This is a genomic window from Accumulibacter sp. (assembly GCF_023806565.1).
In the GTDB taxonomy this organism is placed as follows: Bacteria; Pseudomonadota; Gammaproteobacteria; order Burkholderiales; family Rhodocyclaceae; genus Accumulibacter.
Window position 1 is genome coordinate 1 of sequence record NZ_JAMTDV010000062.1, and the last position, 19133, is coordinate 19133.

14 protein-coding genes are annotated in these 19133 nt (G+C 62.2%); 8 read left to right on the forward strand and 6 right to left on the reverse strand.

From position 1 onward, the window contains the following. From NFV80_RS06790 to NFV80_RS06825, 8 genes are all read left to right on the forward strand, one after another. On the forward strand, positions 1 to 741 hold a 741-nt coding region (locus tag NFV80_RS06790), incomplete at its 5' end, for a hypothetical protein (protein WP_296758216.1). Beyond that, positions 738 to 1658 carry an ABC transporter ATP-binding protein gene (locus tag NFV80_RS06795; protein ID WP_295330950.1) on the forward strand — a complete coding sequence of 307 codons (921 nt, stop codon included), beginning with the start codon at positions 738 to 740 and terminating at the stop codon, positions 1656 to 1658. The genes NFV80_RS06790 and NFV80_RS06795, both read left to right, overlap by 4 nt. 56 nt (positions 1659 to 1714) lie before the next feature. Then, on the forward strand, positions 1715 to 3151 hold the full coding sequence (locus NFV80_RS06800) for a UbiA family prenyltransferase (RefSeq protein ID WP_295330948.1): 1437 nt from the start codon (positions 1715 to 1717) through the stop codon (positions 3149 to 3151). Further along, positions 3148 to 4458: an FAD-binding oxidoreductase gene (locus NFV80_RS06805; protein ID WP_296758219.1), complete on the forward strand. Its 1311-nt coding sequence runs from the start codon at positions 3148 to 3150 to the stop codon at positions 4456 to 4458. Before NFV80_RS06800 ends, NFV80_RS06805 begins: the two co-directional genes overlap by 4 nt. A 4-nt stretch (positions 4459 to 4462) precedes the next feature. After that, positions 4463 to 5200 carry an SDR family oxidoreductase gene (locus tag NFV80_RS06810; protein ID WP_295330944.1) on the forward strand — a complete coding sequence of 246 codons (738 nt, stop codon included), beginning with the start codon at positions 4463 to 4465 and terminating at the stop codon, positions 5198 to 5200. 178 nt (positions 5201 to 5378) lie between these two features. Continuing rightward, positions 5379 to 6467 carry a phosphatase PAP2 family protein gene (locus tag NFV80_RS06815; RefSeq protein ID WP_295330942.1) on the forward strand — a complete coding sequence of 363 codons (1089 nt, stop codon included), beginning with the start codon at positions 5379 to 5381 and terminating at the stop codon, positions 6465 to 6467. Positions 6468 to 6512: 45 nt separating this feature from the next. Continuing rightward, on the forward strand, positions 6513 to 8303 hold the full coding sequence (locus NFV80_RS06820) for a hypothetical protein (protein WP_295330940.1): 1791 nt from the start codon (positions 6513 to 6515) through the stop codon (positions 8301 to 8303). Positions 8304 to 8405: 102 nt separating this feature from the next. Next, positions 8406 to 9884, forward strand: coding sequence for a hypothetical protein (locus NFV80_RS06825; protein ID WP_295330937.1), 1479 nt, complete (start codon positions 8406 to 8408; stop codon positions 9882 to 9884). On the opposite strand, the gene NFV80_RS06830 is transcribed toward NFV80_RS06825, so the two are convergent. The 6 genes from NFV80_RS06830 to NFV80_RS06855 all read right to left on the reverse strand — a co-directional run bounded on the left by NFV80_RS06830 (position 9881) and on the right by NFV80_RS06855 (position 19051). Beyond that, positions 9881 to 11545 (reverse strand): hypothetical protein, encoded by a 1665-nt coding sequence (locus NFV80_RS06830; protein WP_296758223.1) that lies wholly within the window; start codon positions 11543 to 11545, stop codon positions 9881 to 9883. The genes NFV80_RS06825 and NFV80_RS06830 overlap by 4 nt on opposite strands. Positions 11546 to 11920: 375 nt before the next feature. Continuing rightward, positions 11921 to 12334, reverse strand: coding sequence for a type II toxin-antitoxin system VapC family toxin (locus NFV80_RS06835; RefSeq protein ID WP_295328050.1), 414 nt, complete (start codon positions 12332 to 12334; stop codon positions 11921 to 11923). Then, a complete protein-coding gene (locus NFV80_RS06840) occupies positions 12331 to 12573 on the reverse strand; it encodes a type II toxin-antitoxin system prevent-host-death family antitoxin (protein WP_295328048.1) in 243 nt (80 codons plus the stop codon). Before NFV80_RS06840 ends, NFV80_RS06835 begins: the two co-directional genes overlap by 4 nt. Positions 12574 to 12768: 195 nt before the next feature. Continuing rightward, positions 12769 to 13953, reverse strand: a complete 1185-nt coding sequence (locus NFV80_RS06845) for an ATP-binding protein (RefSeq protein ID WP_295328046.1) — start codon at positions 13951 to 13953, stop codon at positions 12769 to 12771. 244 nt (positions 13954 to 14197) lie between these two features. Further along, complete coding sequence (locus NFV80_RS06850) at positions 14198 to 16693, reverse strand: DEAD/DEAH box helicase (RefSeq protein ID WP_296758226.1); 2496 nt, start codon at positions 16691 to 16693, stop codon at positions 14198 to 14200. Between the two features lie 48 nt (positions 16694 to 16741). Further along, positions 16742 to 19051 carry a Tex family protein gene (locus tag NFV80_RS06855; RefSeq protein ID WP_295328042.1) on the reverse strand — a complete coding sequence of 770 codons (2310 nt, stop codon included), beginning with the start codon at positions 19049 to 19051 and terminating at the stop codon, positions 16742 to 16744. Between the last annotated feature and the right edge of the window lie 82 nt (positions 19052 to 19133).

Genomic DNA, 19133 nt, shown 5'->3' on the forward strand with positions numbered 1-19133 from the left:
GAAATGCAGGTCGCCTTGCCGCGCTTCGTGCAGGTGCTGATGGCTGCCGGCGACCGCTATCTGGCGGCCAATCTGGCCGGCTTTCGCGCGCTCGTGGCATCCACCGAAACGATGCAGGCCGAGAACTATCGCATTCTCGGCATCGTCCAGTCCGACGCCGCGTGGCTCAATCCGGCACACGAGGACAACTACTACATCGCCGCCGCGATCCTGCCGTGGGCGGGCGAAGTGGCGGCGGCGCAATACGTTCTGCGAAAGGCGACGGCAGCGCGCCCGTTCGACGCGCTTCCGCCCTTCTACTACGGCTTCGACGAACTCCACTTTCGGAAAAATCCGGTCGAAGGGGCGAAATGGCTGCGCATTGCGGCGAGCCACAGCAGCGACGAACTCGAGCAGATCCAGTTGCAGCAAATGGCAGCAGCCTGGCTCAGCAAGGGTGAGGATCTCGAATTCTCGATTCGCCTCCTGCGTACGATGGCCAGGGAAACCCGGCACAAGGCTTTTGGCCGTTTCCTTGAGAAGCGCGCGGAGCGTCTGGAAAACCTGCTCTTGCTCGAGCGCGCGATCGCCCGCTACACTGCGCTCACCGGCCAGCCGCCCAAACGCCTGCAACAACTCTTGGAACGCTCGATCCTGCCGACCATTCCGGCCGATCCCTTCGGCCTGCCATACGAAATCGATGCCGAGGGCAGGCCGGAGGTCGTGCAGCCGGCAGCGGGCATTACCGGGAGGACGAAGTGAGCGAAGCGATTCGCGTCGAGGCGATCCGCAAGACCTATCCAGGGGCATGGCGCAAGCCGGCGAAGGAAGCGCTGAAAGGGATCTCGCTGTGCATCGACGCCGGCGAAACCTTCGGCTTCATCGGCCCGAACGGGGCGGGCAAGAGTACGCTGATCAAGATCCTGATCGGCGCGCTGCACCCGACCACCGGCAGCGCGACCATTTTCGGGCGCAGCGTGCGCGAACCGGAGGCTCGCCGGGGGCTCGGCTTCGTTCCCGAAAATCCGAGTCTGCAGGACCATCTGACGCCGAGCGAAATTCTGCGCATGGGCCTGCGCCTGCATCGGGTGCGCGTCGACGACGAGCGCCGGCATTGCTTGCACTGGCTCGACCGCTTCGATCTGGCGGCAGTCGCCGACAGCCGACTGCGCGGCTTTTCCAAGGGAATGTTGCAGCGCACGGCGCTGGCACACGCGCTGGCGATCCAGCCGCGGCTGCTGATCCTCGACGAGCCGCTGTCGGGACTCGACCCGGTCGGTCGCAAGGACGTCGTCGACATCCTCGACGAATACCGTCGTCAGGGAGGAACGCTGTTCTTTTCGTCGCACGTGCTGCACGACGTCGAGCGGATCGCCGACCGCTTCGGTCTCATCCATCGTGGCGAATTGCTGACCATTCGCTCACCGCAGGAGTTGGCCGCCGATCAGGCCGACCGCTATGTCCTGCGCTACCGCGGGAGTGCGGCGCTCCGGGACTTCGTCGAGCTGCGGCCGGGTCTGTATGCGCGCGAGACGGGCGCCGCCGAGTTGCCCGCGGTCATCGCCGAAGTGCATGCCAGTGGCGGCGTTCTGCAGGAGGTGGAGCCCTGCGTTTCGCTCGAAAGCGTCTTTTTTCGGACGATTTCTGCGAGCGAAACGCCGGGATCCGCCGGTGCCTGAACCGAGGTCGCATCGCTTGATCGCGGTTTCCGCAGCGTTCGGCGCGGTTGTCGATCATGTCTGAAACGGATTGTGTCACGCCGCCGCTCTGCGTCGATCTGGACGGAACGCTCAGCCGCACCGACCTGACCGCGGAATCGCTGCTGGCCCTTGGCAAGCACCACCCGCTGCGACTGCTTGGACTGACGCGGGAACTGGCGAGGGGAAGGGCGGCCTGCAAGCTGGCCTTGGCGCGTTTGTCGTGCTGTGACCCCGCTACGCTGCCCTACAACGAGGCGGTTCTCGACCTGGTGCGGACGGCGCGCGCGGAGGGGCGGCGGACGGTGCTCGTCAGTGCTTCGCCCCGCCCCTGGGTAGACGCGGTGGCCAGTTACCTGGGTCTCTTCGACGAGGTTCTCGCCACCGACAACCCTGCCATCAACCTGTCCGGGCAGGCCAAGGCGGCGCGACTGGTCGCACTTTATGGCGAGCGCGCCTTCGATTACGCGGGCAACGCACGCGCTGATCTGCCCGTCTGGCGGCATGCCCGCAAGACGATCGTCGTCACGCCGGAACACGGTGTTCTCGCTCGTGCCCGCTCGCAGGGTGAGGTAGCCGCCGTGTACGACGATCGCCCGGCGCGCTCGTGGACGTGGCTGCGGGCGACGCGCATTCACCAGTGGGCAAAGAACCTGCTGGTGTTCGTGCCCCTTCTGGCAGCTCACGCCTGGGACCGCCAGACGGCAGTCACGCAGGCGTGTCTGGCTTTCCTGATCTTCGGCCTGGCCGCATCGAGCGTGTACCTGCTCAACGACCTGCTCGACCTGGATGCCGACCGGCGCCATCCGCGCAAGAAATTGCGGCCATTCGCGGCGGGTCTGTTGCCGCTGCCGCAGGGGGTTCTCGGTACCGCCGCCCTGTTCGTCGCGGCACTCGTTCTGGCCGCTTTCCTGCCGCTGACCTTCCGTGCGGCGCTCGCTGCCTATCTCGGCATCACGCTCGCCTACACTTTTTATTTGAAGCAGCTCGTCCTGGTCGACATCCTGATTCTGGCCGGGTTGTACACCGTGCGTCTGGTGGCGGGCGCCGAAGCGATTGAAGTTCCCCTGTCGTTCTGGCTGCTTGCTCTTTCGTTCTTCCTCTTCATGAGCCTGGCCCTCGTCAAGCGCTACACCGAGCTTCTCGTGCAGCGCGACTCCGGTTCGCTGACGGTGCATGGACGCGGCTACCAGGTGCGCGACTTCCCCCTGCTGCAAACCATGGGCATGGTGTCGGGTCAGCTCTCGGTGCTCGTGCTGGCGCTTTACATCAACAGCGAATCCGGCAGGGTTCTCTATCGCCACATCGAGTATCTCTGGTTCCTCTGCGTGCTCTTGCTGTTCTGGGTGAATCGCGTCTGGCTGCTCGCCCACCGCGGCGAAATGCACGACGACCCGCTGGTGTTTGCCCTCAAGGACCGGGTGAGCCGCGCGATCGCCGTCGTCGCTTCGCTCGCTGTCTGGCTGGCGCGGTGAAAGCGACCAAGCCCGACACCCTTGCCGGCTGGGGGCGAGTGGCAACCGCCCGGCAGACGCTGCTGCGGCCAAACGACCGCAACCTTCCGCTCGCCGCCATCGATCACGGCACGCTGCTGCCTTACGGTCTAGGGCGTTCGTACGGAGACGTCGCGCTGAACGATGGCGGCCATGCACTGCTTACACGCGGGCTCGACCGCTTCATCGCCTTCGACGCGGTCAACGGTCTGCTGCAAGCCGAAGCCGGGGTGACGCTGGACGAGGTTCTCGAGATCGTCGTTCCACGTGGCTGGTTTCCGGCGGTCACGCCGGGAACGCGTTTCGTCACCCTCGGGGGGGCCTTGGCCAACGATGTGCATGGCAAGAATCATCACGTGGCTGGTTGCTTCAGCGCTCACGTCACGCGTTTCGAGCTGCTGCGCTCGGACGGCGAGCGCCGGCTCTGCCTGCCGGATGATCCGTGGTTCCAGGCGAGCGCCGGCGGCCTCGGTCTGACCGGATTGATCACCTGGCTGGAAATCCGCCTGCAGCGCGTGGACAACCCCTGGGTCACGGTTGAAACGACGAAGTTCGGCAATCTCGACGAGTACTTCGAGCTCGACCAGGCGAGCGCTGCGAAGTGGCCATATACGGTGGCGTGGATCGATTGCGCCGCGCGCGGACCGGCGCTCGGCCGTGGCATCTACCTGGCAGGCAAGCACGCGCCGCCGGAGACGAGTCCGCCAGCCTTTCGGCGCAGCCGGCTCGACGTGCCGTGCATGCCCCCGTTCTCGCTGGTCAATACCCCGGTTCTCCGCGCCTTCAACTTCCTGTACTATCGCCTGCCTCGTCGCCGTCAGGGCAGCAGTCACTACGAACCGTTTTTCTATCCGCTCGACCACGTACGCAACTGGAACCGCATCTATGGACCACGGGGTTTCCATCAGTACCAGTTCGTCGTGCCGCACGATGGCGCCCGTGCGGCGCTCGGCGAAGTGCTCGCTCGCGTCGCGGCGAGCGGGCAGGGTTCCTTTCTGGCGGTGCTTAAGACTTTCGGCAACTTGCGCTCGCCGGCGATGCTCTCGTTTCCGCGCCCGGGCGTGACGCTGGCACTGGATTTTCCCAATCGCGGGGCAGCGACGAAGTCGTTGTTCACCACTCTTGACGGCATCGTGCGACAGGCCGGCGGGGCCCTGTACCCGGCGAAGGATGCCTGCATGCGTGGCGACGATTTCCGGCGTGCTTACCCGGCGTGGGAGTCCTTCCAGTCGTACGTCGATCCCTGTTTTTCGTCGGACTTCTGGCGCCGGGTCAGCCAGCGGGAGTAGTGGCGTGCAACGCATTCTCATCTTCGGTGCGACCTCGGCAATCGCAGAAGCGACCGCCCGCCGGCTGGCCTCGCCACAGGCGGCGTTCTTTCTGGTCGGCCGCAACGCGCAGCGGCTGGCCGCGATTGCCGACGACCTCGCGGTGCGTATCGGTCATCCCGTGCATCGTGCGACCGCCGACCTCGACGACCTACCACGCCATCGACAGCTCGTCGACAGCGCCATCGCGACGCTCGGCGGAATCGATCTGGTGCTCATCGCCCACGGCACGCTGCCCGACCAGAAAGCGTGCCAGGACGATGTCACGGCAACCATGGCCGCGATCCATACCAATGCCTTGAGCGCCGTCAGTCTTTGTACGCTGGTCGCCAGCCACCTCGAAGAGGCGCGCAGCGGCACGCTGGTGGTGATCGGCTCGGTCGCTGGCGACCGTGGCCGGCAGAGCAACTACGTATACGGTTCGGCGAAAGGGATGCTGGCGATCTTCCTGCAGGGCCTGCGTAACCGACTCCACGCCGCGGGTTGCAACGTCATCACGATCAAGCCGGGATTCGTCGACACGCCGATGACCAGAGACTTTGCCAAGGGGGTGCTTTGGGCGCAAGCGGACGACATCGCCCGGGGAATCGTCAGGGCCATCCGCAAGCGGGCGAATGTCGTTTACTTGCCGTGGTTCTGGTGGGCCATCATGGCGGTGATACGGAGCATTCCGGAATGGGTGTTCAAGCGGATGCGGCTTTAACACCTGATCACTTGCAACAACCGGGCAGGACCCGTTCGCTTCGACGGGTCGGTCGAGAAGAATCAATTCAGAAAATCGATACGTGGATTATCCTCGACAAGACAGACATCTTCCCAGCGCCAATGAGTTATGTTTTTTTGTACTCGTTCCCGCGCTCTCTCTGGGAATCGGGGCAATATTGAACGCTACGCTGGTTCGCGGCGCCTATGAATGGTGGGGAATTGCACGCATTTGCTATGAGTTATTTGACCGAACTGGTTTCTGGTGTATTGCGCTTGGAATCTGGGCCGCTGGGGTTGCCAAAGAGTCGGACCCCTCCATTTGGCATCGCTTATTCGTAGGCCGGTTTCTGTGGGCATGGGGAACCATGGCAGCAATCCTGCTTTGTCTTTCTGGATTGCATGTCTTGAACCCTCCCACAGGTTCGTTCGTCGACTTTCTCGCTCTCTGCATCATTCTGTCCGGCGTCCCCGCTCTTGAACTTGCAAGGCATTCCAGCATCAGTCTTGGGATGTTGTCGATCTTGAGATCGACTGCTGCTGGTTCTGCCGTATTCGCGGCCTACACTTGCATAGCCTACTTCCATACCATGATCAAAGGCAGCCTGTTTATTTTGGCTGTCCCCAATGACATTCTGCTTTGGAATGCAGATGCACTGCTACTGGGGAAATCGTATTACCAATTGCTAGCGCACTGGCGCAGTTCGCATGGATCAATTGTGCAATTCCTCGATATCGCATACATTGGTCTTCTGCAGCAGGTCTGTTGGTCAGCCCTGTTCTTTCACGGTGCCAGGGATTGGGTGAACGGAAGGCGTTATCTTGCCGCCATGTTCCTCATATACTCTATTGGACCAGCCATCTATTTCGTCGTGCCATCTAAAGGACCAATATTCTACGCACCAGATCTTTTTAGGGATCTTCGCATGTTGGCTCCTGACACCTGGCATTTGGCCCGCTTCCTGACCTGGAGCACGGACAGTACCGTTGCCGGCATCTTGCACGAGATTTCGCCCTTTGCCTATATCGCAGCTCTTCCCAGTCTTCACGTAGGTATTGCACTGATCATGTTCGCGGCCATGCGGCAAAGTGCGACCGTCTCCCTATTTAATGCTGTGCTGCTCGCGCTCACGGTAGCTGCTACCAACATTCTTGGTTGGCATTATGCTGTCGATCTGCTTGCCGGGTTGATGCTCGGTGCTCTAAGCTGGGCTTTCGCGTGCCGGATTTCACCATTGCAGGACGAAACGGTTGCTAAACCGGAGTAGACGATCTTCCGATAACTCAATGCCAAGAGGTAGATAGCAAAGCTTATGGCCTCCGTGTCAACGACGTCTTCCGCCACCGGCAACGATGAGCGCCTCGCGCTTCTGATCTTTGTGATTGTTTTTCCCTACATATTTTTCCGTAATGCATGGATTACGGAGGATGCATTCATTAATTTCAGAGTAATCGAGAATTTCTTGTCTGGTGAAGGCCCTGTCTGGAACATTGGAGAACGTGTACAGGTATTTACCTCGCCTCTTTGGATGCTGCTGACGACCGGCGCTGTTGCTATCACTGGAGAGTTTTTTTTTACGACAATTTTCCTGTCTTTTGGGCTTACCACCCTGACTCTGTCCAACCTGTATTTCGCATCATTGCGGATTCCGGCCGTTTTCTTCGTCTTGGCCACGATACTTCTGTTGACTCGTTGCTTTGTCGACTATTCGTCTTCCGGTCTGGAAACGCCCTTGGTCGCTCTGACTCTCTCCTGCTTCGTGCACCTGTGGTGCCGACTGGAGCGTGGCGCTTACCAGACCTTGCTCTTGACTCTCGTTGCCAGCCTATGCGTGATAACGCGACACGATAGTCTCCTGCTTACGGTGCCATTCCTCGTCGTTCAGGTGTTTAGGTCCATCCGCTCGATTTCAGGTAGTTCATGGCTTGGCCAGGGTAGGCAGGTCTTGGTGGGCGCAATGCCACTATTCTTATGGACAGCTTTTTCAGTCTTTTATTATGGCTCACCAGTTCCTAACTCAGCAAACGCGAAAATCGTTTCGGGTAACGTTACTTTCGATGTCGCTCGGCAGGCGACGCGATTTTTCGAGTACATGCAGCATTTCGGCCCAGTAGAACTTTGCCTGATCAGTGCTGCGGTCTTTATTTCAGCTGCTTACCGAACCCGCCATTTGGGTCCTTTGCTCTCCGCTCTGCTTCTCTTTACAGCTTATCTCTTCTCTGTCGGTGGTGACTACATGGCCGGGAGATTTTTTGTTGGTCCTTCTGTGGTTTCGGCAATTATTCTTGCCAATATCATTTCTAGCATGGTTGAGGCACAACAGGATGTGGCTGGCCAAAGATGGGCGATGGACCGGCGGATTTCGCAAACCTTAATTTTCTTCCCCCTAGTTGTGCTGGTTGTGGTCCGGTTGACCGGTGCCAACAGCAGTGAGTATATCCGGGCAAAGATTGTCGATGGTATCGCTGATGAGAGAGGCATCTATTATGGTTATACCGATTTTATTACGGTCGCGAAATTTGGTCTCAGCCACCCGTTCAGGACGACAGGAGAGCAAATTCGGGAGTCGCTTGGTTCTGGAAAGGAAATCCTGATTGCATGCCATATCGGAATGGTTGGCTATTATGCCGGGGCAAACCGTTATATTGTCGACCCGCTTGCATTGAGTGATGCTTTTCTTGGACGCATGCCCCTGCGAACTGGCACGCAAAGAGTCGGTCATTTCGAGCGATATGTTCCGCGCCAGTACCTCGAATCAGTCGTTACTGGCGAGAATCGTTTCACACATCCATTGGTGCGCCAGTACTACGATGATATCGTTGCCGCGACTCGCAAGCCTTTGCTTGCACCAGATCGTTGGGGAGCGCTGCTGCGCTTGAATGGGAGGCACTACAGAGACTTAGGCAACGTGTCGGAATCCGATCTTGGCGGGCCCGTACTGATTGATGGGGATGTCAATTTTGTAATGCATTCCTGCCTCGGCGGGCAGAAGACGCCGGTTTATGTCGTCAGAGAAAAGGTTGTCGGATCAAATCGACTTGAGCCTTTCAGAGGGTCAGCACAATCTGCCGATCTTCCACGTACCACTACAAATGCAAGGTAGGCAGGGCTTTTCTTCGTATTGATACTTCTGGATTTCGACGTTTGCAGATTATTTTGTGTTTGCCCTGCCTGATGACTGTGAACCAAATGAGGGCTTCGGTTGATGTCTGCGATTGATGTCTTTGGATGGAGATCTCTCGGTCTTGCGTTTATTGTGCTTGTTGCGGTGGCGTTCCCGTTCTGGGTTGTTAGTATTCCGCCAGTGACGGATCTTCCCCAGCACCTGGGCCAGATTTTTCTGCTGGAAGAAACCTTGGCCGGGCGGCGCCCAGAACTGATGCTGAGTCCTTGGTACTACCCCAACACGCTCGTTTATGGCCTGATCTATGGTTTCTGGCAGGTTGCGGACCCACTCACCGCTGCGCGCCTGACGATGAGTGTGCTGGCGGTAGCATGGGTGTCGGCTAGCTACGTTCTTGGGAGATTTCACAACCGGCCCGCCGAGAACTGGTTGATCGGTGTGCCGCTCGTGTTCAATTTCCTGTTCTACTGGGGCCTGCTCAATTTCCTCATTGGCTGGCCAGTTTTCTGCCTATTCATGCAGGTTGCCCGCGCTCGCCCTGGTCGAAGCCAAGCGCTTGTGATGGCTGGTGCAGGGTTGTTGCTGTATTACGCGCATGCACTTTGGTTCCTGATGGCCAATGTGTGGCTAATTGCCCGATTCATCGACCGGCAGCCCGGTTCCTGGCGGCAATCGCTGGGGTGCATGCTTCCGGGCTGGGTGCTGGCTTGCACCTGGTACCCGCAACTGGCCGCCGCGCGGCGTGCCAGCGGCGTAGAAACCGGGGTCGATTGGGGCGCGATGCCTTTGGAACGTGCTGACCTCAACTACTTTGCCAATGCCGCACAAGGCGGACTGCAGGGCGGTCTGGAGTCGACATACATCGTCGTCCTGGCTTTCTGGATCGCTCTGTCTGTCTTTACCCGGTGGCGGCATCTCGAAGCGGAAACCGACAAGCCGCTTCTCGTTGCTGCCGTCGGGTTTATCATGGCCTACTGGGTGCTGCCGTGGAACTACATGAATACGATCTTCTTCAGCCAGCGCTGGCTGCCTTGTGGCCTGACCTTGCTGCTGCTTGCCCTGCCGGCCCCACGCGTACCCCGGCTTTACTGTTTTACGGCCGGACTTACTCTGCTCATCGTCTTTTCGCTGGCGACGATCAAGTCGTGGCGAGACTGGGAAGAAGAGCAAATGGGTGGATTTCTGGAAGCGATCGGGAAGCTCGAGAAAAGCGACCGCGTGTTCGGCGTCGACATGTTCGGCGGGAGCATGTACGTCCGGGGCAGGCCGGGACTTCAGCTTTCGTCCTATGCGCAGGCGTTGCGAGGTTGCGACACCAACTTCAGCTTTACTGATCATCACACGGGCATCGTGCAGTACGTCGACCGGTCGCACACCAACCCGATTCGCCGTCTTGTCTCGTCCCCCTACCTCACCAAACCAGAACACCTGCGCGGATTCAATCGAGCGTTGGTGAATGGCGATGCAGCCCTTCACGAGTTCTTCAGCGCTCGACTGAATCTGGAACCACTCGACGACAGCCAGCAGACCTGGCGTGTCTACAGAATCCTCCCGCGTTAGCCATGGGGAGCACAGCTTAGGGCCACATTCGCGTGGCGGAGCTCGATCTGCCGCTCAAGCGACCGAAGCAAATTGTTGTAGGACAGATCACGCTCGCTGACGATCTGCGAAAAAGCAGCCGACAGCGCCTGCCGGGCGGAAGCGATGGCCAGGCAGTAGCTGTGGGTGGAGTCGCTGATCGCCAGTCCTTCTCCGACATCGTCGTTTCGCGCTGTGAGGACGTGCTCGGCACGGACGAAGGCGACCAGCGCCGCAGCCGCGTAGTCGCGAGGAATGCCTTCCGCCAGTGCCTCGGCTTCGGCATATTGCCGCTGGGGCAGCAGGACGTGGAGCACCTGATCGCGAATGGCGTTGTGGAACCCTGGCTGACGCTCGTATTCCATGGCCAGCAGACGGTAACCCAGTTCCCACTCGTTCACCCGGTTCCACGTCAGCATTCCCATCGGAACGGCTATCAGCAACACGACGGCGAGAATTGTGCGTGGTTGTGCGAGGCGCCCCATGAGGTCGACCAGGATCAGCGTCAGTCCACCGACGGAAACGAACAGGAAGCGTTCGCTGGCCATCGACCAGGTGGTGAAGGGAATGAACTGCAGATAGACGGTCCAGGGAGCGACGATCAGCACTACGCCAAGCGGCCAGAGCGTCCGCCGAAAGAAAATCGCACCGGCTGCCAGCATGACGAGAAGGAGGCCACCAGCCGTAGCGAGCCAATGCCAGTTTCCAGCGTCGTAGACGTCGTGATAGAGGCCAAGCGGGTATGGCCAAAGCAGCAGTCGCGCAAGCGCAGCGAAAATTCGCGACGCACGTTCGGTCGAGACCAAGAAACCGGGATGGTTTTCGATGCGGATTCCGGTTGTTTCGCCGATCTTCATATGGACGAATGCGGCAAAGACCACGAGCGCCCAGAGCAGGAGCAGCGTGACGAGCTTGCGCGTAGCGGGAATTCCCGGGCAATGGCGCCAAGCTGCAGCGATCAGGGCGGTCAAGAACATGACCTGAGTCATTCCCGCCGCCTTGCTGAAACATGCGAGCAGGAGCAATGCCGCCGCCAAAAGAACATTCCGGGCTGGCCAGCTCGTGCGCATCCCTTGGACGAGCGCCGCCGCCGACAGGAAGCCGAGAGTCCCGGCCATCAGATCCTTGCGGGCGGCGACCCAGGCAGCCGCTTCCACGTGCGCAGGGTGGACGACGAAGAGCACGGTTCCGCACATTGCCAGCACGCCGGCCTGGGCAGCCCACGCCGGCCGAAAGAAGAGGACGAGTTCCCTTGCCAGCCAGCAGAAGCTCGCGGCCGAGAACGAGTACCAGACGAGATTGGTGACATGAAAGGTGGCCGGTTCATCGCCGAACAGACGGAAGTCCAGCCAGTAGGTGAAGTCGCGAACGGGCAGGTATTCCCAGGGGTTGCCAGGCTTCACCAGGAATTGGTGAAGTTCGGTCCACGGCAACTGACGGATCATGCGATTGGTGTAAGCCAGGTAGATCTCGTCGTCGGCGAAGAGCTCGTGGAAGATGGTCGGGAGAAAGAGGCAGAAGCCGCAGACGAGCAGCAACGCGGTGCTCGTTCGCAACATTCTCCACTGCGGATTCAGTTCGGGTTCGCGCACGCACGGCGGCCTGTCACGTGGGGAGTTGCCGGGAACCAGATCAATTGTCATTGGCTCTGCCGTAGCGAAGGTTCGCTCCCCGGGAAGGTGCAGCGTACGTCAATGTGAAACGACCGCAAAGTAGCGAAGCATTCTTCGACAGGCGGCCGAAAGGCGTTCGCAAGAAAGCGGCTCTTCGTGCGGCAAGCGCAGTCGCCTTCTGGCATCAGTTCCGCCACTTAGAACGGGCGTGAGATGTCCACGCCGTACTGGCATGGCTGGAAGGTGGCGTCGGCCTCGATCTCAACATCCTGATCGGGCTTGCCGAGGATCGTGATCATGCGGTGGAGCATGAAGCAGCGAAGCTGTGTGTTGCGCGGGTGCGCGAGAATTCGGCGTGAGAGAAACCCGTGAGCTGGGGGCCGGCCATCGGATGGTCTCCCCAGGTCAAGTGCCGAGCAGCGGGACGCCGAGCGCGGCAGCCGCCGCGCGCAGCTCCTGGTCGAGCGTCGCCAGGGGAAGGTTGAGGCGTTGCGCCAGTTCGAGATAGGCGGCGTCGTAGACGGTCAGCCGGAACCGTGCGGCCAGTTGGGACGCGACTGCCCATGCCTGGCTGGCCGTCTCGTCGTCAATCGTGACCGGGAGATCGTGCAGGAATCCGGCGAGGCGTTGCCGACGTTCGCTGTCGATCCGGCTGCGGCGCTCGGCCATCGCCAGCGCATTGAGAACTTCCAGCGGCCACAGCGCGGGCGCGCACGCGCCCGCGACCCCGACACGTACCAGCAGCGCGCGCGTGGCGGGCGTGCGTTCGTCCTCGAAACACCAGGATAAGGCGATGGAACTATCCAGAACGAAACTCACGGCCGACCTTCATTCACCAGATCCTTGATCTTGAGGTCGCCTAGCGTGACGCCGCGGCTCGCCTCCAGAATGCCTTCGACGGCACGTCTGGCCTTGGCCTGGTCAAAGCCTGGTCCGGCGGGCACCAGGCGCGCGACAGCCCTGCCGCGCCGGGTGATGAGCACTTCTTCGCCACTCTCGACCCAATCGAGCAAGGTGCCGAGTTTGTTTTTCGCTTCGAAGGCCCCGATCTCGCGCATGAGATTTTTCCTCTAACAGACTAGACTACAGGCTAGACTACTCCAGGATGGCCACGGACTTCAAGGGTGAAAAAGCACGATACTTCTCTATTGACTGGAGTTTAGACACGCGCTGCGAACGTTGGCTTGCTGCAGACTCGTCTGCGCCCACGCGACGGCAAGTCCCCTCCCGTCCCTGACGAGAGAGGTTCGCCCCTATGCAACAAGTGCCGCATCAATGCTCTCCGCGGGCACGGCGGTGATCCCTTCTCCGAGCGGCCAGGGTGAACCTTCGGCGTGGCAGATCACGTACAAGTGATCGAGGCGGAGGGCCGCGTGGGCGGATCGCATGGCGGCACTGACTCTCGGGGCGCGGGTCAGCTTGATTTCGAAGCCGACGCGTTTGCCATTCCTGACGATCAGCAGGTCCAGTTCCGCACCCGTATGTGTACCCCAGAAGAAGGCTTCGCCCCGTTGTGCGCCGCTGCGACGAATGATCTCGCGCACGATCAATCCTTCCCACGATGCGCCGCACATGGGGTGCGCCAGCAACGAGTCGAAGTCACTGATCCGCAAGAGGCTGTGCAAGACGCCGCTGTCGGAGACATACACCTTGGCTGCCTTCACTTCCCGCTTGCCCAGATTGGTGTGCCAAGGCAACAGCCGATGCGCCATATACGTACCCTCAAGGATGTCGAGATAGCGGCTCACGGTCTTGTCGCTCACACCAAGCGACCGGGCAATTTCGCTGCTGTTCCAGGTCTGGCCATGGGAGTGGGCCACCATGGTCCAGAAGCGACGCAAGGTGATTGCCGGCAGGTTTATTCCCAGTTGCGGTAGATCCCGCTCCAGGTAGGTACGAACGAACGCTTCTCGCCATTCTAGACTGCTCCGGAGATCGCTGGCCAACAACGCCCGGGGGAAGCCGCCGCGTAGCCAACGGGTGTCGAGCCAGTCTGCAGTCACGGTGTTCAGGCGGTTTGCTGCGGCAAGTTCGTCCAACCCAAAACCGTCCAGTTCATGAAATGCGACGCGTCCCGCCAAGGTCTCCGCAGTGCGCTGAACAAGCTCCGGTGCCGCGCTGCCCAGGATCAGGAAACGGGCGGGGGCGTCCGGGCGGTCGGCCAGGACCCGCAGCAGCGGGAACAGATCGGGCCGGGCCTGGATTTCGTCGAGGACGACCAGCCCGGTCAGTGGACGCAGCACGAAGGCGGGATCGGCAAGGCGCGCCTGATCGTCAGGATCTTCGAGATCGAATTGCTTGACCGGATTGCCCCATTTTCCGGCCAACTGCCGGGCAAGCGTGGTCTTTCCCACCTGTCGCGGTCCGAGGAGGGCGACTACCGGGAACTGAGTCAGAAGCTGAAACAGGCGATCGAGCTGACTGGAGCGGGGAAGCATGCGGAAATCTACCATGAAATACCGGAGTTCAGCGCCGAATTTTCATGGTAGTTGGCTTCCCGGCCATGGCAGGCCTGCGGTGAGTGATGCCGAGGTGGCAGGAGCGGTCCTGCAGAATGAACCTCGTCGCACCGGTGCGAGAACGTCACCCCGGACTCCGATCCGGGGCCGGTGCCCAGACGCTGTCGCAGTGGATTCCGGCGAGCGGCGGAATGACGAGGTTCTGTCCTCCGCTTGATGAACGCTACTTTCGCCCGCCGAGCAAGCCCAACAGCCCTTCGGTGAGGCGTTGCACCGTCTGCGGGTCGGGAACGGGCAGCCTGAGGTAGCGTTGCCCCGTGGCGGGATCGGTTTGCACCCAGGGCGACTCGCGCTCGCCGGTCGAGGCGGCAGCGAGCTCGCCGAGCAACTGCGCGCCGGCGGCCAGGAGCGGCGCCCAGGAATCGGCTGCGGCGGCGCTTGCCGCAGCCGTCGGCGGCTGCTCCGCAGGGGCGCTGCGCCCGGCGACGGCTGTTTCCGCGGCAGCGCTGACGGGCGCAGGCTCGCGGTACTCCGCCTCGTCGTCGATCGCGCTCGCGGCTTCCGTGCTTGCTTCGACCGGCAACTCCTCCTGGCTCGGCTCCTCGCAGGGTACTTCGACCGCGCTGGAAACCTGCTCGACGGTCTCCATGAACTTCGACAGGCGTGTGCCCTGCAGGACGACCTCGCTTTCGCCGCCGTCGAGCACGCCGGCGAACAGCGATTGCTTGAAGGCCAGCACCGAGAGCATCCCCTCCTCGATCGTTCCCCGGGCGACGAAGTTGATCACCTGCACGCCGCGCGTCTGCCCGAGGCGGTGCACGCGGCCGATCCGCTGTTCGAGCACTGCCGGATTCCACGGCAAATCCATGTTCACCACCACCGCCGCGGCGTGCTGCAGGTTGAGGCCGACGCCACCGGCATCGGTACTGAGGAACAGGCGGCAGGCGGGGTCCTGGTGGAAGCGCTCGACCAGGGCGCCGCGCTGTTCGCCGGGAACGCCGCCGTGGAACAGGACATGCTCCCAGCCCCGCTGCCTGAGTCGGCGAACAATCAGTTCGTGCGTGCGCAGCCACTGGCTGAAGACGACCACCTTGGCCTGCGGATCGGCGAAGAGGTCGTCGAGCAGGGTGATCAGTTCGTCGGCCTTGTAACCGTCGTCGGTCTCGTGGTCGATCAGGAAACTGCTGTTGCACGCCATGCGCATGTTCTGCAGCGAGCAGTGCAGGCGCAATTGGTCCTTGTCGGAAAGGAAGCCGGTATGCCGCCAGCGGTGCACGATGCGCGCAACGATGTCGCGGTTTTCTTCGTGATGCTCGGCCTGCAGCGGGCTCATTGGGAGGAACAGGGTGTTATCGACGCGTTCGGGCAGTTGTTCGAGCACCTCCGCCTTGCGGCGCCGCACCATGATTGGCGCCAGCGTCTCGCCGATCCGGTGCAGTTCGCGATAGCCGATGACGCGACCCCGCTCGTCGCGTTGCTGGTGCCGGTCGAGCAGTCGCCAGGTCGGGCCGAGGCGGTACTGATCGACGAACTGGACGATCGAGATGAGTTCCTCGAGGCGGTTTTCGAGCGGCGTGCCCGTGAGCACGATGGCGTAGGGACTGGCGATGCGTTTCAGCGCGCGCGCGGCGATCGTGTTCCAGTTCTTGATCCGTTGCGCCTCGTCGACGATCACCACGTCTGGCGCCCAGGCGTGAATCAGGTCGAGGTCGCGGCTCACCGTCTCGTAATTGGTGATCTTGCAGAAACCTTCCTGTGCGTAGCGTGCCTGACGGACGGCACGCAGCCCACCGATTACCGTCGCATGGCGTCCGGTGAAGCGGACAAACTCGCGTTCCCACTGGTGCTTGAGCGAAGTCGGACAGATTACCAGCACGCGCTCGGCGGCAAAGTGGCGGGCGAAGATCTCGCTGGCGGCGATTGCCTGAACGGTCTTGCCGAGTCCCATTTCATCGCCGATCAGTGCCCTTCCGGCGCGCGCCGCGAAGAGGGCGCCGGCGCGCTGGTAGGGGTAGAGCTCGGTCTTCAGCAGCGCTTTCAGCTCCGGGCTGTCGGCCCCCAGTGGATAGGCGGCGGCCAGCGTCTGTTGGCGAACTTCGCCGTCGCGGACTTCGGCGACGAAACACAGCGCGTCTTCGTCGCAGCGAAGGTCGTGGCCACTGGCGCGCACCTGCTCGATGAACTGTGGCAACTCGGCGAAGTGTTGCGCCAGCAATTGCCAGCCGTCGGCGTCGACGAACAATCGCCGCAGCATCGGCTGCAAGTCCGCCGGAAACTCGCTGCCGAGACGCAGGCGAATGCGGCGCAGGCCGGCGTAATCGAGGAACAGCTCACTGAACGATCCACGAAACCCGGCGGTCAGCGTTGCCTTGCCATGTGGTTGGGCGGCGAGCTGCGCAAGGGTGAATTCGATGTGCTTGCAGGTACCGAGATCGTTGGTCGCGAAGTCAGGACACGAACAGTGATTGTCGCCGGTCTGTGCGCCGCGAATCGCCACGCGATAGCGGCGGCGGCTATCCGGGTTGAAAACGGAGAATTCGGAGAAAACGGGATCGTCGCCAAGATTTTCGAGCACGAACGGCTGTTCGCGGCCGAACTGGCGGCGCAGCGCCCGCTGCCAGTCGTCGGTCGGCAGGTCTTGCGGTTTGCGCTGGCGGGACAGACGAGGTTCGGCGCTGTCGGCGGCGGTTCTGCGTTTGGCGGTGGCGGTCCTGGGCATGTTGGGCGTCCTCGCTGGAGGTGACGGCAAGGGGTGCGTCGCCGGTGGTCAGCGCTTGAGGCGGGCAAAGGCACTGGCCATCGCGCCGGTTGGTGGCGGTAGCTCCTGCGGGCGTTGCCGCGCCCGCACCGGCGGGCCGCCGGCCTTCCGTGCAGGCGGCAGGTCGTCGCTCAGGCGCATGCTCAGTGCGATTCGCTTGCGCGGCAGATCGACCTCGATGACCTTGACCTTGACCAGGTCGCCGGCCTTGACCACCGTGCGCGGGTCCTTGACGAAGCGGTCGGCGAGCGCGGAGACATGCACCAGTCCGTCCTGATGCACGCCGATGTCGACAAAGGCACCGAAATTCGCGACGTTGGTGACCACGCCCTCCAGGATCATCCCAGGTTGCAGGTCCCTGACCGCCTCCACGCCTTCGCGGAAGGTTGCGGTGCGAAATTCCGGGCGCGGGTCGCGACCGGGCTTTTCGAGTTCCTTGAGAATATCGCAGACGGTCGGCAGGCCGAATCTTCCATCGACGAATTTCTCCGGTGGCAGCGCCTGGAGCAGCCGCGAGTCGCCGATCACATCCCGGATGCCCTTGCCGACGTCGGCGAGGATGCGCTCGACGAGCGGATAGGCTTCCGGGTGCACCGCCGAGCCGTCGAGTGGCTGGTCGCTCTCGTTGACGCGCAGGAAACCGGCAGCCAGTTCGAAAGTCCTGTCGCCCAGGCGCGGCACTTCGCGCAGTGCCTGCCGGTTGCGGAAGGCGCCGTGCCGGTCGCGGTGAGCGACGATGTTTGCCGCCAGCGTCGATGTCAGCCCGGAGACTCGGGTCAGCAAGGCCGCCGAGGCGGTGTTGACATCGACGCCGACGGCGTTCACGCAATCCTCGACGACCGCGTCGAGTGCGCGGGCGAGCCGGGTCTGGCTGACATCGTGCTGGTACTGGCCGACACCGATCGCCTTCGGATCGATCTTGACCAGTTCGGCGAGCGGGTCCTGCAGGCGGCGGGCGATCGATACCGCACCGCGCAGGCTGACGTCGAGGTCGGGAAATTCGCGAGAGGCGTACTCCGACGCCGAGTAGACCGACGCGCCGGCCTCGGAGACGACGAGCTTGCGCAGATGCAGATCCGGTTGTCTCCGGATCAGCTCGGCGGCGAGGCGATCGGTCTCGCGCGAGGCGGTGCCGTTGCCGATGCTGACCAGTTGGACCCGGTGCTTGCGCGCCAGCGTGGCCAGCACATGCAGCGATCCTTCCCAGTCGCGACGGGGTTCGTGGGGGTAAATCGTTGCGGTTTCGAGCAGTTTGCCGGTAGCGTCGACGACGGCGACCTTGACGCCCGTACGCAGACCGGGGTCGAGGCCGATCGTAGCGTGCTTGCCGGCCGGCGCGGCGAGCAGCAGATCGTGCAGGTTGGCGCCGAAAACGCGGATCGCCTCGGCTTCGGCGCGCTCGCGCAGAGCGCCGATCAGTTCCAGTTCGAGCTGCAGCGAAACCTTGATCCGCCAGGTCCAGCGCACCGTCTCGGCGAGCCATGGATCGGCCGGGCGGCCCTGGTCGACGATCCCGAAGTGCCGCGCGATGCGTACCTCGCAGGGGTGGCGGACGCCCGCCGGCGGGTCGAGCTCGCTGTCGAGGACCAGCGCCAGTTGCAGCATGTCCTGGCTGCGGCCACGCAGGAGTGCCAGCGCGCGATGCGACGGGATCGCGACGATCGCTTCCGAATAGGCGAAATAATCCTGAAAGTTGGCTGCCTCGGCTTCCTTGCCCGCCACCACCGTCGACTTCAGCACGCCGCGCGCTTCGAGCAGAGCGCGCAGTTCGCCGAGCAGGCCGGCATCCTCGGCGAACTGTTCCATCAGAATCTGGCGGGCGCCGTCGAGGACGCTGCGCACGTCGGCGAAACCGGCTTCGGCGTTTACATAGCGTGCGGCTTCACTTTCCGGCGACAAGGTCGGATTGGCCAGGAGTGCCTCGGCGAGCGGCGCAAGACCGGCGGCACGCGCCATCTGCGCCTTGCTGCGCCGTTTCGGCTTGTAGGGAAGATAGAGATCCTCGAGTCGCTGCTTGCTTTCGGCAGCGTCGATCGCGGCCGCCAGTTCGGGAGTGAGCTTGCCCTGGTTGTCGATCGACGCCAGGATGACGCTGCGCCGTTCTTCCAGCTCGCGCAGATAGCCCAGGCGCTCCTCCAGCGTGCGCAACTGGGCGTCGTCGAGTTCGCCGGTCACTTCCTTTCGGTACCGGGCGATGAAGGGCACGCTGGCGCCGTCGTCCAGCAGCGCAGCGGTGGCCAGCACCTGCGCCGGGCGGCAGCCGATCTCGGCGGCGATCGTGGCGACGATCCTGCGGGAATTTTCCGGCTTCGTGGGCATCGGCGTTGGCAGCTCGGGGCGTGCGCGAAAAGGCGCAAACTATGCAGAATCGGAAGGCAAAACTCAAGGCGTGCGATGCGCA

Bases quoted from the DNA above. Each gene is read 5' to 3' on its own strand.
- NFV80_RS06845 (WP_295328046.1), bottom strand. From the start codon at position 13,953: ATGCTTCCCCGCTCCAGTCAGCTCGATCGCCTGTTTCAGCTTCTGACT.
- NFV80_RS06855 (WP_295328042.1), bottom strand. From the start codon at position 19,051: ATGCCCACGAAGCCGGAAAATTCCCGCAGGATCGTCGCCACGATCGCC.
- NFV80_RS06820 (WP_295330940.1), top strand. From the start codon at position 6,513: ATGGCCTCCGTGTCAACGACGTCTTCCGCCACCGGCAACGATGAGCGC.
- NFV80_RS06830 (WP_296758223.1), bottom strand. From the start codon at position 11,545: ATGACAATTGATCTGGTTCCCGGCAACTCCCCACGTGACAGGCCGCCG.
- NFV80_RS06800 (WP_295330948.1), top strand. From the start codon at position 1,715: ATGTCTGAAACGGATTGTGTCACGCCGCCGCTCTGCGTCGATCTGGAC.
- NFV80_RS06825 (WP_295330937.1), top strand. From the start codon at position 8,406: ATGTCTGCGATTGATGTCTTTGGATGGAGATCTCTCGGTCTTGCGTTT.
- NFV80_RS06850 (WP_296758226.1), bottom strand. From the start codon at position 16,693: ATGCCCAGGACCGCCACCGCCAAACGCAGAACCGCCGCCGACAGCGCC.
- NFV80_RS06840 (WP_295328048.1), bottom strand. From the start codon at position 12,573: ATGCGCGAGATCGGGGCCTTCGAAGCGAAAAACAAACTCGGCACCTTG.